Source organism: Herbaspirillum huttiense (assembly GCF_047300815.1).
Taxonomy (GTDB): domain Bacteria; phylum Pseudomonadota; class Gammaproteobacteria; order Burkholderiales; family Burkholderiaceae_D; genus Herbaspirillum; species Herbaspirillum huttiense_A.
The window spans coordinates 3,030,866-3,045,379 of sequence record NZ_CP178608.1 but is presented as its reverse complement, the minus strand read 5'-3'; the positions used below and the strand labels follow the sequence as shown (position 1 = coordinate 3,045,379).

Annotated in this window: 12 protein-coding genes; 11 read left to right on the top strand and 1 reads right to left on the bottom strand. The window is 62.1% G+C overall.

The annotated features are described in order from the left end of the window. Positions 1-79: 79 nt before the first annotated feature. From ACLRDN_RS14020 to ACLRDN_RS14005, 4 genes are all read left to right on the top strand, one after another. Positions 80-1,882 (top strand): sensor histidine kinase, encoded by a 1,803-nt coding sequence (locus ACLRDN_RS14020; protein WP_413456774.1) that lies wholly within the window; start codon positions 80-82, stop codon positions 1,880-1,882. Between the two features lie 35 nt (positions 1,883-1,917). Next, positions 1,918-3,381, top strand: a complete 1,464-nt coding sequence (locus tag ACLRDN_RS14015) for an ATP-binding protein (protein WP_413456773.1) — start codon at positions 1,918-1,920, stop codon at positions 3,379-3,381. Next, a complete protein-coding gene (locus tag ACLRDN_RS14010; protein WP_008329401.1) occupies positions 3,382-4,032 on the top strand; it encodes a response regulator in 651 nt (216 codons plus the stop codon). Positions 4,033-4,326: 294 nt separating this feature from the next. Further along, positions 4,327-4,794, top strand: a complete 468-nt coding sequence (locus tag ACLRDN_RS14005; protein ID WP_413456772.1) for a response regulator — start codon at positions 4,327-4,329, stop codon at positions 4,792-4,794. A 104-nt stretch (positions 4,795-4,898) separates the two neighbouring features. Here ACLRDN_RS14005 and ACLRDN_RS14000 read toward each other — a convergent pair whose 3' ends face one another. Next, positions 4,899-5,555 carry a Crp/Fnr family transcriptional regulator gene (locus ACLRDN_RS14000; protein WP_413456771.1) on the bottom strand — a complete coding sequence of 219 codons (657 nt, stop codon included), beginning with the start codon at positions 5,553-5,555 and terminating at the stop codon, positions 4,899-4,901. Between the two features lie 289 nt (positions 5,556-5,844). Here ACLRDN_RS14000 and ACLRDN_RS13995 point away from each other — a divergent pair, with 289 nt between their 5' ends. The 7 genes from ACLRDN_RS13995 to ACLRDN_RS13965 all read left to right on the top strand — a co-directional run bounded on the left by ACLRDN_RS13995 (position 5,845) and on the right by ACLRDN_RS13965 (position 14,504). Then, positions 5,845-7,806, top strand: coding sequence for an AMP-dependent synthetase/ligase (locus ACLRDN_RS13995; RefSeq protein WP_413456770.1), 1,962 nt, complete (start codon positions 5,845-5,847; stop codon positions 7,804-7,806). Between the two features lie 72 nt (positions 7,807-7,878). Next, positions 7,879-8,760, top strand: a complete 882-nt coding sequence (locus ACLRDN_RS13990) for an ABC transporter ATP-binding protein (RefSeq protein WP_034334319.1) — start codon at positions 7,879-7,881, stop codon at positions 8,758-8,760. Between the two features lie 57 nt (positions 8,761-8,817). Further along, positions 8,818-9,732 (top strand): branched-chain amino acid ABC transporter permease, encoded by a 915-nt coding sequence (locus tag ACLRDN_RS13985; RefSeq protein ID WP_013234543.1) that lies wholly within the window; start codon positions 8,818-8,820, stop codon positions 9,730-9,732. A 66-nt stretch (positions 9,733-9,798) separates the two neighbouring features. Then, positions 9,799-10,875 (top strand): branched-chain amino acid ABC transporter permease, encoded by a 1,077-nt coding sequence (locus ACLRDN_RS13980; protein WP_039787190.1) that lies wholly within the window; start codon positions 9,799-9,801, stop codon positions 10,873-10,875. Between the two features lie 88 nt (positions 10,876-10,963). Then, positions 10,964-12,295, top strand: coding sequence for an ABC transporter substrate-binding protein (locus tag ACLRDN_RS13975; protein WP_413456769.1), 1,332 nt, complete (start codon positions 10,964-10,966; stop codon positions 12,293-12,295). Positions 12,296-12,362: 67 nt separating this feature from the next. Beyond that, positions 12,363-13,220, top strand: a complete 858-nt coding sequence (locus ACLRDN_RS13970; protein ID WP_154133386.1) for an ABC transporter ATP-binding protein — start codon at positions 12,363-12,365, stop codon at positions 13,218-13,220. 12 nt (positions 13,221-13,232) lie between these two features. Then, positions 13,233-14,504: a phenylacetate--CoA ligase family protein gene (locus ACLRDN_RS13965; protein ID WP_413456768.1), complete on the top strand. Its 1,272-nt coding sequence runs from the start codon at positions 13,233-13,235 to the stop codon at positions 14,502-14,504. Positions 14,505-14,514 lie beyond the last annotated feature (10 nt).

The window sequence follows — 14,514 nt, the reverse complement described above, 5'->3', positions numbered from 1 at the left end:
CACGCCGCTTCCGGGCGGGTGGCCGGGTAACCGGCAAGTAAGCCGGGAGCGTGACTGGCAGACCAATGAAACGTGAACCATGCCGATAACTAGACAAAGCGGACTGGCCCGCGCCAGCACCGGCATCTTCTTCCTGCTGGCCCTGCTGCTCTCGTTGGGAGTGGCGGCGTTTTCGTACCACAGCGTGCGCGACTTCGAACGTCGCGCCGTGTGGCTGCAGCACAGCTACACGGTGCTCAACAAGCTGGAAGAAGCCAATTCCACCCTGCGTGACGCGGTGAGCACTTCGCGCGGCTATGCGCTGTCGGGACAGGACGAATACCGCGGCAATTTCGAGGCTGGCGTGCGCCATCTCAACGCGCTGCTGCAGGACCTGCGGCGCCTGCTGAGCGACAACCCGCAGCAGCGCGAACTGCTAAGCCAGACCGAAGACCTGGTGATGCAGCGCCTGACGATGTCGCGCCAGCTGATCGAACTCAGTCCCGAAGAAGGCCGCACCCGCGTGCTCGAGGGAAAGGAGCTGGGCGAGCGTATCCGTGCGGGCTTTGAGCAGATGAAGGGTAACGAGAATGCCCTGCTGGCCACCCGTTCGCATGACACTGCCGTGAGCGCCAACCTGACCATCTTCATGGTGATTTCCGGCAGCCTGCTCAGCATTGCCCTGCTGCTGCTGGTCTACCGCAAGCTGCGCAAGGAAATGGCGCGCCGGGTAGAAGCCCAGCAGCGCGCGCAGGCCTATTCGGATGAAATCGAAGACCTCTACAACAACGCTCCCTGCGGCTATCACTCGGTCGACGAGAGCGACAAGTGCATCATCAAGATCAACGATACCGAGCTCAAGTGGCTGGGCTACACGCGTGAACAAGTGGTGGGCCGCATGACCCAGGCTGACCTGCTGGCACCGTCCAGCGCCGAGCGCTATACGCGCGAGCTGCATCCGCAGTTCCTCATGAAGCGCGAGATCAACGGCATCGACCTCAATTTCCGCCGCGCCGATGGCAGTCAATTCACGGCCCTGGTCAACGCCACCGCCATCCCCAGCCGTGACCGCAGCAAGCTCATCAGCCGCACCGTGATCTACGACATCTCCGAACGCAAGCGCGCCGAAGAGGAGATCGAAGCCCTCAATGCCGACCTGGAACGCCAGGCCCAGCACCTGCACAACGTGAACAAGGAACTGGAGAGCTTTTCCTATTCGGTCTCGCACGACTTGCGCGCGCCCCTGCGCGCCATCTCCGGTTATGCCATGATCCTGGAGGAAGACTACGCCCACGCCATCGACGAGAAGGGCCGCGAGCAGTTGCAGGTGATCCGGCGCAACGTGCGCAAGATGGACGCGCTCATCAATGACTTGCTCAAGCTGGCCAAGTCCACCACGGGCGAGCTGACCCTGCAGCGCTTCTCGATGGAAGAACTGGTGGGCCAGGTGGTGGCCGGCCTGCAGCAGGAAAACCCGGCCGTGGCATTCGAGGTGCCGCGCCTGGAAGGGGCCGTGGCCAATCGCGGCCTGATCGCCCAGGTGTGGGAAAACCTGCTCTCCAATGCCGTGAAGTTCAGCAGCAAGAGCGAGCAGCCGCGCGTGCGGGTGACCATGCAGGCTACGGCCGACGAATATGTTTATGGCGTGCACGACAATGGGGTTGGATTCGACATGCGCTATGCCCACAAGCTCTTTGGCACCTTCCAGCGCCTGCATCGCCAGGAAGAATACGCCGGCACCGGCATCGGCCTGGCCCTGGTGCAGCGCATCGTGGTACGCCATACCGGCCGCGTCTGGGCCGAGAGCAAACCGAAGGAGGGTGCCAGCTTCTACTTTGCGCTGCCGCGCAAGGGCGTGGTGCCCAGCCTGGGCGAGTCGCGCCGCTCGTCCGACGACAACTGAACCGGCACACTGAACCCGAAGGAGAACAAGGTCCCATGAGCATTCCGCTGCGCGTACTGTTCGTCGAAGACATGGAAGAAGACGCCGTGCTGATGGTGCGCGAGTTGAAGCGCGGCGGCTTCGAGCCGACCTGGGAGCGCGTCGACGACGAACAGGCCCTGTTGGCGGCGTTGCAGGCGCAGCGCTGGGATATCGTCATTTCGGATTACTCCATGCCCATGTTTTCCGGTGTGGAGGCCCTGAAGCTGGTCAAGGCCGACAATGACCAGACACCCTTCATCATCGTCTCCGGCGTGATCGGCGAGCAGACGGCGGTGGAAGTCATGAAGGCCGGCGCCCAGGACTATTTCCTCAAAAGCGCCATCGCCCGCCTGCCCCATGCGGTGGACCGCGAGCTGCGCGATGCCCAGGCGCGGCGCAAGCAGCGCGCTAGCGCCCAGGCCCTGCGCGAGATGCAGGCACGCTTCAATGCCTTCATGAACGCCGCGCCCATGCCCACCTGGATCAAGGACGCCCAACTGCGCTACAACTACGTCAACCCGGCGCAGTCGGCGTTCTATGGCATGACCCCGCACGACATGGATGGCATGACCGATGCCGAGCTGATGACCTCGGGCGGCGCTGAAGCCTCGCGTGAATACGACCGCAAGGTGCTGGAAGAAAAGTGCGAGCTGCACACCCAGGAAACCGTGTTCGACCACAACCACAATGCGCGCATCCTCGATGTGGTGCGTTTTCCCATCAGTGGTGAAGGCAAGGGCGACATGGTGGCCGGTCTTGCCATCGATGTGACCGAGCGCGAACAGTCGCGGCGCGAGCTGGAAATGGCGATCCAGCGCCAGCAGATCCTGTCCTCGCGCGTGATCGAGGTGCAGGAGCGCGAGCGCCAGCACCTGGCGCGGGGCTTGCATGATGACGTGGGCCAGTCGTTGACGGCCCTGAAGATCAACCTGGAAACCATCAAGAAGACCGGTTCCCTGGAAGGCCCGTCGCTGCAGAACGGCATCGACATCGTCACCGCCGTGCTGGCCCAGGTACGCAGCCTGTCGCTGGACCTGCGCCCGCCGCAATTGGACAACCTGGGCCTGATCGCCGCCCTGCGTTCCTACGTGGAGCAGAAGTCCAAGCTGGCCAACGTGAACGGCTGGTTCGAGAGCAGCGGGCATGATGAACAATTGCACCACGACATCGAGAACACCGCCTTTCGCATCGTGCAGGAAGCCGTCACCAATATCCTGCGCCATGCGAAGTGCCAGAACATCTGGGTCAAGATCGACCGGCAGCAGGACCAGGTGTACCTGAGCATCCGCGATGACGGCAAAGGTTTCGACATCGAACGTGCGCGCAGCAATGCCATTTCCGGCACCAGTTTCGGCCTGCTCAACATGGAAGAGCGGGCGGTGCTGGTGGGCGGTTCCATGGAGATCACTTCGGCGCCCGGCGCAGGGACGGAAATCGTCATGCACCTGCCGGTCGCCCCTATCGTGAGGAGAATGTAAATGCTGACCCGAATCATGCTGGCCGACGACCACGCGCTGGTGCGCAGCGGCATCAAGGCACTGCTGACCGCCATGCCGGGCGTGGAGGTGGTGGGCGAGGCGTCCGACGGCGCCGAAGTCATCGAAATGATCCCCCAGCTGAAACCCGACCTGGTGCTGCTGGACATCGCCATGAAGGGCATGAACGGCCTGGAAGCGCTGCGCCGCCTGCGTGGCGAGTATCCGACCATCCGCTTCCTGATGCTGTCCATGTACGGCAGCGAGGAATACGTCATGCAGGCCTTGAATGCCGGCGCCAATGGCTATCTCTTCAAGGATTCGGCCGCCACCGAGCTGGAAAAAGCCCTGTATGAAGTCAAACATGGGCGCCAGTACCTGGATTCGCACATCTCGCGCGAGGCGCTCGACAACTATATGAAGCGTGTTGCACAAAACGGGACGCCCGTCGAAGTGCTCACCCCGCGCCAGCGCGAAATCCTGCAGTTGATTGCCGAAGGCAACAATACCAAGGAGATCGCCTACCAGTTGAACGTCAGCGCCAAGACCATCGAGACCCACCGGGCGCAGCTCATGGAGCGGCTGGACATCCGCGACGTACCCGGCCTGGTGCGCTATGCGATCCGGACGGGAATTGCCACGCCGGACAAGTGACAAGGGATCTCAATGAAGAGATATTCACATTCAGGAAATTTCTGATTTTTTTTGAAAATGCCTGTGCAATAATCCCCTGACAGTGCGGAGATCGGCGTCCGTAGTGGTATTTCAAGCAGACCGCCGATGCTGGAACGAGGCCGCAGGGCAGTCGCAGCAGTGAAGCTCACTGCCGGGCGCTGTCCGGGGGATGGACCGGACAGGCGGCAGTGGTGCGATACAGGGTGGCCAGGAGATGGTCATTCAGACAATAAGTGTTCCAGCTTGAAATTAATTGAAGAAAGCGATCCATCCATGGATATCGAGCAATATGACATCATCCTCGTCGACGACAGCCCGGAAGTGGCCGAGTTGACTCGCCTGGCGCTGGGCAGCCGCAAGCTGGCTGACAAGCTGACCTGGTTTGCCGATGCGGAGCTGGCCGAGGAATTCTTCTTCCAGGGCGACTATGCGAGCCGCAAGGACCTGCATCCCTACCTGATCCTGCTGGACCTGAACCTGCCGCTGATGAGCGGCCACGATTTCCTGAAGATCATCAAGTCCAACGCCGCCACTTCGCATATTCCGGTGGTGATGTTCTCTTCTTCCGACGACCAGCGCGACATCAACCAGAGCTACGAACTCGGTGCCAATGGTTACGTGGTCAAATCCACGGATCCCAAGGAATTCATGGGCACGGTGGCCGATACCGGCATCTACTGGCGCAACCGCAATCGTCCGGCGCGCGGCGATGCACCGGCCACGCCCGCGCCCACGCCCTGAGCGGCGCGGTTAGCCAACGACAAAGCGCGGCCAGGCCGCGCTTTTTTCATGTCTTCATGTCTTCACGTCTTCACGTCTTCATGCCGCGTGAGAGCGGCTGCGTTTCATCCTGGAAATTGCCGCAGGCCTTCCAAGTCATTGATGGTAATGCTGCCGTAGTCCACCTTGAGCAGGCCGGCCTTTTCCAGCACCTGCAAGGCCTGGTTGGCGCGCTGGCGCGAGGTGCCGGAGAGGTTGCCGACTTCTTCCTGCGAGATCTGCAGGTTCAGCCCGATGCCGGGATTGAGATAGGGATTGAAGAGCGCCGCCAGGCAGCGCGCCACGCGGGCATCCGGCTCCAGCATGCGGTCGTATTCCACCAGTGAAATGAACAGCCCCAGGCGCTCGTTCAATTGCGTCACCAGGAAGCGGTTGAAGGGGATGCTGTTGTCCAGCAGCCAGAGGTAGGTGGCCTTGGGCATGTAGAGCAATTCACTCTCGCGCAGGGCCACCACGTCGTACTTGCGCGGTTCGTCCTTGAGCAGCGAGCCTTCGCCCAGCCAGCCGCCATTGGCCATGCCGGCGAAGGAGACGGTCTTGCCTTCGGGCGAGACGCTGCTCATCTTCAGCAAGCCCTCGTGCACACCGATCCAGTGCGCCACCGGGTCGCCCTTGCGGCAGACGTAACCGCCAGCCGGGATCTTGCGGCTGACCACCTCGGCCTCTACCCGGGCCAGTTGTTCTTCGGTCAGCGCCTGCGCCCAGATGCTCTTGGACAGCATGCGTCGAATTGATGTCTCCATGATGATGCGTCGCAATATCGAAAGTTTTGTCAATTGTCGGTGAGATGACATCCACTGGCAACCACTGCCTCTACTATCATCGCAAAAAAGGCCCAGGCAATAGCCTGGCCAATCATAGAGACAGGACAGCTGGCATGCCCGACACAATGACTGCTGCAGTAAGAGCAGCGTAAGCCTGGCGGCACAGACTGATCCGACACCGGGTTCGTTTCCTCATGCAATCGCATGAAGGAAACGAATCTTTCGAACCTGCACAAGAAGGTGGGAAATGGTGGAGACGAGACAAGACAAGGAAGCCGCGACCTTTCCGCGGCTGCTGCTGGCGCATGCCCAACGACGTCCGGAACGGGCGGCCTTCCGCGAGAAGGACCTGGGCATCTGGCAAAGCACGACCTGGCGCCAGGTGGCTGACGAGGTGCGCAGCTTTGCCTGTGGCCTGGCGGCACTGGGATTCAAGCGCGGCATGAGCCTGGCCATCATCGGCAACAACTGCCCGCGCCTGTACTGGGCCATGAGCGCGGCCCAGGCGCTGGGCGGCATGCCGGTGCCGCTGTACCAGGATGCCCCTGCGGCCGACATGGCCTACGTGCTGGCCGACGCCAATGTCGACTTCGTCATGGCCGAAGACCAGGAGCAGGTCGACAAGGTCTTCGAGATCAAGGAAAACCTGCCCCGCATCGCCCACGTCATCTATGACGATGAACGCGGCATGCGCAACTACCACCAGCCCGAGCTGCTGTCCTTTGCCCGCGTGCAGGAACTGGGGCGTGCTTACGAGCATGCGCATCCGGGTTTCTTCGAGCAGCAGGTGGCGGCGTGTTCGCCCGATGACGTGGCCATCATCCTCTACACCTCCGGCACCACCGGCAAGCCCAAGGGTGTTTGCCACTCGCACCGCGCGATGATCACCACGGCCACCACGCTGGTGGAGTTCGATCATCTCGATGAGAACGACGACATCCTCTGCTATCTGCCGCTGGCCTGGGTCGGTGACTTCCTGTACTCCTTCGCCCAGCAGCACGTGGCGGGCTTCTGCCTCAATTGCCCGGAGTCGCCCAATACGGTGATGACGGACCTGCGCGAGATCGGCCCGACGTATTACTTTGCGCCTCCGCGCGTGTACGAAAACATCCTCACGCAAGTGATGATCCGCATCGAGGACGCCGGCTGGATCAAGCGCAAGATGTTCCATGGTTTCATGAAGGTGGCGCGCCGGGTCGGCATGCGCATCCTCGATGGCAAGCCGGGCGTGTCGCTGGTGGATCGCCTGCAATACGCCATCGGCGACCTGCTGGTGTATGGGCCGCTGAAGAACGTGCTGGGCATGTCGCGCCTGCGCGTGGCCTATACCGGCGGCGAGGCCATCGGGCCGGACCTGTTCGACTTCTATCGTTCGCTGGGCATCAACTTGAAGCAGCTCTATGGCATGACCGAGACCTGCGTGACGGTGTGCATGCAGCCCTCGGGCGACGTCAAGCTCGATAGCGTGGGCCGCCCCATGAAGGGCGTGGAAGTGCGCATCGATGCCAATGGCGAAGTACTGGTGCGCTCTCCGGGCCTGATGAAGGAATATTTCAAGCGGCCCGATGCCACCGCCGAAGCCATCGACCAGGAAGGTTATTTCCACACGGGAGATGCAGGTTTCTTCGACAGCGACGGCCACCTGAAAATCATCGACCGCGCCAAGGATGTCGGCAAGATGGCCTGCGGCAGCATGTTCGCGCCCAAGTACATCGAGAACAAGCTGAAGTTCTTCCCCTTCATCAAGGAAGCGGTGACCTTCGGCAATGGCCGCGAACAATGCATGGCCTTCATCAACATCGACATGGATGCCGTGGGCAACTGGGCCGAGCGCCGCAATCTTCCCTACAGCGGCTATACCGACCTGGCCGCCAATCCGGCGGTCTACGACCTGGTGCGTGAATGCGTGGAAAAGGTCAATGCCGACCTGGTGGCCGATCCGCTGTTGGCTGATTCGCAGATCCATCGCTTCCTGATCCTGCACAAGGAACTCGATCCCGATGACGAGGAGCTGACCCGCACCCGCAAGGTCCGGCGCGGCTTCATCGCCGAAAAATATGCGGTCCTGATCGAGGCGCTCTATGCGGGCCATGCGTCGCAGTACATCGAGACCCAGGTCAAGTTCGAGGATGGCCGCCAGGGCATGATCTCGGCCGACCTCAGGATTGCCGACGCCAAGACCTTCAAGACGCTGCAAAGCGCCGCCTGAGCAGCACGCAGTCCCGTCCCGGCGGCCTCGATGCCGCCGGCTTGCAGCGTAGCCCGACCAGACCACTGCTGAATGAATCCGACCATGAAACGACACCTGTCTTCCGAAATCCTGCCCGCGGGACTGCCGCCGGTGACCAGCCCCGATGACGAAGCCCCGGCGGTGGCCGCCAATGGCCGTCGCATCGGCGAGGTCATCCTCGACCTGCAGAACATTTCGCTGTCCTTCGGCGGGGTGAAGGCGCTCACCGATATTTCCTTCGATGTGCGCGAGCATGAGATCCGCGCCATCATCGGACCCAACGGCGCCGGCAAGAGCTCGATGATCAACGTCATCAACGGCGTCTACCATCCGCAGAAGGGCAGCATCCTCTATCGCGGCCAGCCGCGCCTGGGCATGCATCCCAGCAGCATCGCGCGCCAGGGCATTGCCCGTACCTTCCAGAACATCGCGCTCTTCAAGGGCATGACCGTGCTGGACAACATCATGACCGGTCGCAACACCAAGATGCGCTCGGGCCTGTTTTCCAATGCGCTGTGGTGGGGCGCGGCCCGCAACGAGGAAATCGAACATCGGCGCAAAGTCGAAGAAGTGATCGATTTCCTTGAAATTCAGCACATCCGCAAAACCCCGGTGGGACGCCTGCCGTATGGCCTGCAAAAGCGCGTGGAACTGGCGCGCGCATTGGCGGCCGAGCCGCACATGCTGCTGCTGGATGAACCCATGGCCGGCATGAACGTGGAAGAAAAACAGGATATGTGCCGCTTCATCCTCGACGTCAACGATCAGTTCGGTACCACCATCGTGCTGATCGAACACGACATGGGCGTGGTCATGGATATCTCCGACCGCGTCGTGGTGCTGGACTACGGCAAGAAGATCGGCGACGGCACGCCCGATGAGGTGATGAGCAATCCGGAAGTCATCAAGGCCTATCTCGGGACTTCCCACTGAATGTGAAAACAATATAAATAATAAAAACAATATGGACATGGCAGGCAAGGAGACGACATGCAATTCTTCCTCGAAGTCACCCTGAGCGGTTTGCTCTCGGGGCTGATGTATTCCCTGGTGGCGCTGGGTTTCGTACTGATCTACAAGGCCTCCGGCGTCTTCAATTTCGCCCAGGGCGCGATGGTGTATTTCGCCGCGCTGGCGGTGGTGGGCCTGATGGAGAAGGGCATGCCGATGTGGGCGGCCATCATCGGTGCCTTCGTGGTGATGATCCTGGTGGGTCTGGCCACCGAGCGCTTCGTCTTGCGCAAGCTGGTCAACCAGCCGCCCATCACGCTCTTCATGGCCACCATCGGGCTGACCTTCTTCCTCGAAGGACTGGGCCCCTTGCTGTTCGGCAGCGAAGTGCGGCCCATCGACCTGGGCATCGTCGATGAACCGATCCAGTCGGTGATGGACAGCATCGGCATCGGCATTTCCAAGTTCGACCTCTTCGCCTCGGGCATGGTGGTGGCGCTGGTGGCGGCGCTGGCGCTGTTCTTCCAGAAGACCAAGGTCGGCCGCGCCCTGCGGGCGGTGGCCGACGATCACCAGGCGGCGCTGTCGCTGGGCATCCCGCTGCAGCACATCTGGGCCGTGGTGTGGGGCGTGGCCGGTTTCGTGGCGCTGATTGCAGGCCTGCTGTGGGGCTCGCGCAATGGCGTGCAGTTCGCGCTGACCATGACGGCCCTGAAGGCACTGCCGGTGCTGATCCTCGGGGGCTTCACCTCGATTCCCGGGGCGATCGTGGGCGGGCTCATCATCGGTGCTTCCGAGAAACTGGCCGAGATCTATATCCCGCCGGTCATGCAGGATGCCTTCGGCGGCAACTTCGGTGGCATCGAAGGCTGGTTCCCTTACGTGTTCGCGCTGCTGTTCCTGCTGGTGCGACCGGAGGGACTGTTTGGCGAGCGCCATATCGACCGCGTATGACAATCTGCTGATTCCAATGTTGGCGATATGTCGCCACGGGTGTCATGCAGGAACAAGGAGAACGCAATGCTGTACCGTGAAGCAGGACAATTCAAGACAAGCTACATCGCCGACAGCCAGATCTTCCCGATCCGCCAGGATCGCATCATCTTCACGCTCTTCATGGTGTTCGCCTTCGTGGGCGTGCCACTGTTGGGCAGTGAGTACTGGTTCTCGGCCATCCTGGTGCCGTTCCTGGTGTTTGCGCTGGCCGCACTGGGCCTGAACGTGCTGACCGGTTATGCCGGCCAGCTCTCGCTGGGGTCGGCGGCCTTCATGGCCGTGGGCGCCTATGCGGCCTACAACTTCCAGCTGCGCGTGGAGGGCATTCCCATCGTTGCCACGCTGCTGCTCTCGGGCGCCTGTGCGGCCATGGTGGGCGTGCTCTTCGGGCTGCCCTCGCTGCGCATCAAGGGCTTCTACCTGGCCGTGGCCACGCTGGCGGCGCAGTTCTTCGTGGTGTGGGCACTGACCAAGTTTCCCTGGTTCTCCAACAATTCTTCGTCGGGCGTGATCAGCACGCCCAAGATCGATTTCTTCGGCATCGCCATCGACACCCCGGTGCGCAAATACCTCTTCGTGCTGGCCGTGGTGAGCGTGCTGGCGCTGGTGGCCAAGAACCTGGTGCGCTCCTCCACCGGACGCGCCTGGATGGCCGTGCGCGACATGGACGTGGCCGCCGAAGTGATCGGCATTCCCTTGATGCGCACCAAGCTGACCGCCTTTGCCGTGAGTTCCTTCTATTGCGGCGTGGCCGGTGCCCTGTATGCCTTCTGCTACCTGGGCTCGGTGGAGCCGGACGGTTTCTCGCTGGACCTGTCCTTCCGCATCCTCTTCATGATCATCATCGGCGGCGTGGGCAGCATCCTCGGTTCCTTCCTGGGCTCGGCCTTCATCCTGCTGCTGCCGATCTTCCTGGACAACGCATTGCCGCCGCTGGCGTCGCTATTGCACCTGCCCTTCACCAATGCGACGGTCTCGCACATCCAGATGATGGTGTTCGGTGCCCTGATCATCTTCTTCCTGATCGCCGAGCCGCACGGCCTGGCGCGGCTGTGGCAGATCGCCAAGGAAAAACTGCGCCTGTGGCCGTTCCCGCACTGAGCGCCGCAATACCGTATTGAGGTAGGCGGAGGCCGGAACACCGGCCTCCGATCAAAGTCGGCAACGACAACAACAAGGAGACGAGACCATGAAAACCATGAAGCATCTGCGGCAGTGGCTGCTGGCCACCGCCTGCGCCGCCAGCCTGCTGGCACCGGCGGCGCCGGTCCTGGCGCAGGCCAGCGACCAGTTCATCGCCATCCCCAGCTACCGGGTCGGGCCCTATGGCACCAACGGCCAGTCGTATTACGGCGGCTATGTCGATTACCTCAACTACATCAACCTGAAGGAAGGCGGCGTCAACGGCGTCAAGCTGTCCTGGGAAGAGTGCGAGACCGAGTACAACAACGCCAAGGGCGTGGAGTGCTACGAGCGCATGAAGAACAAGAACCAGGTCACGCGCGGCACCGCCATCAACCCCATGGCCACCGGCATCTCCTATGCGCTCATCGACAAGACCGCCGAGGACAAGGTGCCCCTGGTGATGATCGGCTATGGCCGTACCGATGCGGTGGATGGCTCGGTGTTCCCGTATGCCTTCCCGTTGGTGACGACCTATCAGATGCAGGTCTCGGCCATCGTCAAGTACCTCACCGGCAAGAACAATGGTTCGCTGGCGGGCAAGAAGATCGTGTTCCTGTATCACGACTCGGCCTATGGCAAGGAACCCATCGTGGCGCTGCAGGCGGAGTCCTCCATCGGCAAGTTCAAGCTGGTGGAAATCCCGGTGGCCCACCCCGGCAACGAGCAAGGCGCACAGTGGCTGCGTATCCGCCAGGAGAACCCGGACTACGTGATCTTCTGGGGCTGGGGCGTGATGAACCAGACCGCATTGAAGGCCGCGCAGAAGGTCGGCTATCCGCGTGACAAGATCGTCGGTTCCTGGTGGGCCGGTTCGGAAGAGGACACCATCCCCGCCGGTGACGCTGCCAAGGGTTACCTGTCGGCCACCTGGAACGTGGCCGGCAAGGATGTGCCCGTGATCGCCGACATCGACAAGGTGGTCTATGGCGCGGGCAAGGGCAACATGCAGGACAAGAACAAGCTCGGCTCCATCCTCTACAACCGTGGCGTCTCGGCAGCCATTGCCACCGTGGAAGCGGTGCGCACCGCCCAGGACAAATACGGCAAGGGCAAGGTCATGAGCGGCGAGCAGGTGCGCTGGGGCTTCGAAAACCTCAACATCACCGATGCCCGTCTGAAGGCCTTGGGGGCGACCGGCCTGCTGCCTGAAATCAAGACCTCGTGCGACAACCATGAAGGCTCGGGCAAGGTCAAGATCCAGCAATGGGATGGCACGAAGTGGGTGCTGGTGTCGGACTGGATCGAGGGCAACAAGAACCTGATCCACCCGCTCTTCAAGGCCTCGGCTGCGAAATACGCAAAAGAAAAAGGCATCACTCCTGCCTGCATGAAGTAGGCGCTTGCGCCGGCGGCTTTGCACGTCTCCCACGGCCGCCGGTGCTTTTTTGGGAATGCGAACGACCATGAATGCCACACCGATCCAGACCAGTGCCGCGCCTTCCGCCGCTACGGCAGCGGTGGCCAAGGCGCTGGCCATCAACAACATCGAAGTGATCTATGACCACGTGATCCTGGTCCTGAAGGGCGTCTCGCTGGACGTGCCCGAAGGCAAGATCGTGGCGCTGCTTGGGGCCAACGGCGCCGGCAAGAGCACCACCCTCAAGGCCATCTCCAACCTGCTGCATGCCGAGCGCGGCGACGTCACCAAGGGCAGCATCGAATTCCGTGGCGAGCGCGTGGACCGCATGACGCCCAATGACCTGGTCAAGCGCGGGGTGATCCAGGTGATGGAAGGACGGCATTGCTTCGGTCACCTGACGGTGGAAGAGAACCTGCTGACCGGCGCCTACACGCGCGGCATCAGCAACGCCGAAGTGAAACACGAACTGGAAAAGATTTACGATTATTTCCCGCGCCTGAAGGTACGCCGCAAATCGCAGTCCGGCTATACCTCGGGCGGCGAGCAGCAGATGACGGCCATTGGCCGCGCCATGATGGCCAAGCCCTCCATGATCCTGCTCGATGAACCCTCGATGGGGCTGGCCCCGCAGATCGTCGAAGAGATCTTCGAGATCGTCAAGGACTTGAACAGCAAGGAGAAAGTCTCCTTCCTGCTGGCCGAGCAGAACACCATGGTGGCGCTGCGCTATGCCGACTTCGGCTACATCCTCGAAAACGGCCGCGTGGTGATGGAAGGTGCGGCCGGCGAACTGGCCGATAACGAAGATGTGAAGGAATTTTATCTGGGCGTCTCCGGTGGCGGCCGCAAGAATTTCCGCGACATGAAGTTTTACCGCCGCCGCAAGCGCTGGCTGGCGTAAGGGGAGGGCACCATGTCCGATCCGACACAGGTACTGGCCGAACTGGATGCGCTGGAGCGGCGCGATCCGCAACAGCGCGAGCAAGCCCTGATGCGCGCCTTGCCGCAACTGGTGGCGCGCGCGCAGGGTGCGCCGGGCTGGGCACGCATTCTGCAGGGCGTGGACGCGGCGGCGATCACTTCGCGCGCGGCGCTGGCGCATCTGCCGGTCACGCGCAAGTCTGACCTGAAGGAACTGCAGACCCGCGAGAGCCCCTTCGGCGGCTTGAACACGACCCCGGCGCGGCAGTTGCGGCGGCTCTTCGTGTCGCCCGGCCCGATCTTCGATCCCGAGGGGCAGGGCGCGGACTGGTGGCGTTTTGCCAGTCCCATGAAGGCGCTGGGATTGCAGGGCGGGCACATCCTGCAGAACTGCTTCGCCTATCACTTCACGCCGGCGGCCTTCATGGTCGAGGGCGCGGCGGCGCGGCTGGGCTGTGCGGTGATCCCGGCCGGTATCGGCCAGACCGAATTGCAGGTCAATGCGATGGCAGCGCTGAAGCCGGATGCCTATGTCGGCACCCCCTCGTTCCTGAAGATCATCATCGAGAAGGCGCGCGAGATGGGCGCCGATATCAGCAGCGTGCAGCGCGCCCTGGTCAGTGCCGAAGCACTGCCGCCTTCGCTGCGCAGCTGGTTCCATGAACATGGCGTGCCGCAGGTGCTGCAGCTGTATGCCTCGGCCGACATCGGCAACATCGCCTACGAGACCATGAGCGAGGGCGCGGTGCATTCCGGCATGGTGCTGGATGAATCCCTGATCCTGGAAATCGTGCGGCCCGGCACCGGCGATCCGGTAGCCGAGGGCGAGGTCGGCGAGGTGGTGGTGACGTCCTTCAATCCCGACTATCCGCTCATCCGCTTCGGGACCGGGGATCTGTCGGCGGTGGTGCAGGGCATTTCTCCCTGCGGGCGCACCAATACCCGCATCAAGGGCTGGATGGGACGTGCCGACCAGACCACCAAGGTGCGCGGCATGTTCGTCCATCCCTCGCAGGTGGCTGACGTATTGCGCCGCCATGGCGATGTCTTGCGTGCGCGGCTGGTGGTGTCGGGCGAGATGGCCAATGACATCATGACCCTGCATTGCGAAGTGGGTGACCCGGAAGATCCGGCCATTGATGTCAGCGCGCTGGCCGGTAGCCTGCGCGAGGTGACCAAGCTGCGGGGGGATGTGTTGCTGGTGGCAGCGGGCAGCCTGCCCAATGATGGCAAGGTCATCGAGGATGCCCGGAAATACGAATAAGTGAAGTAGC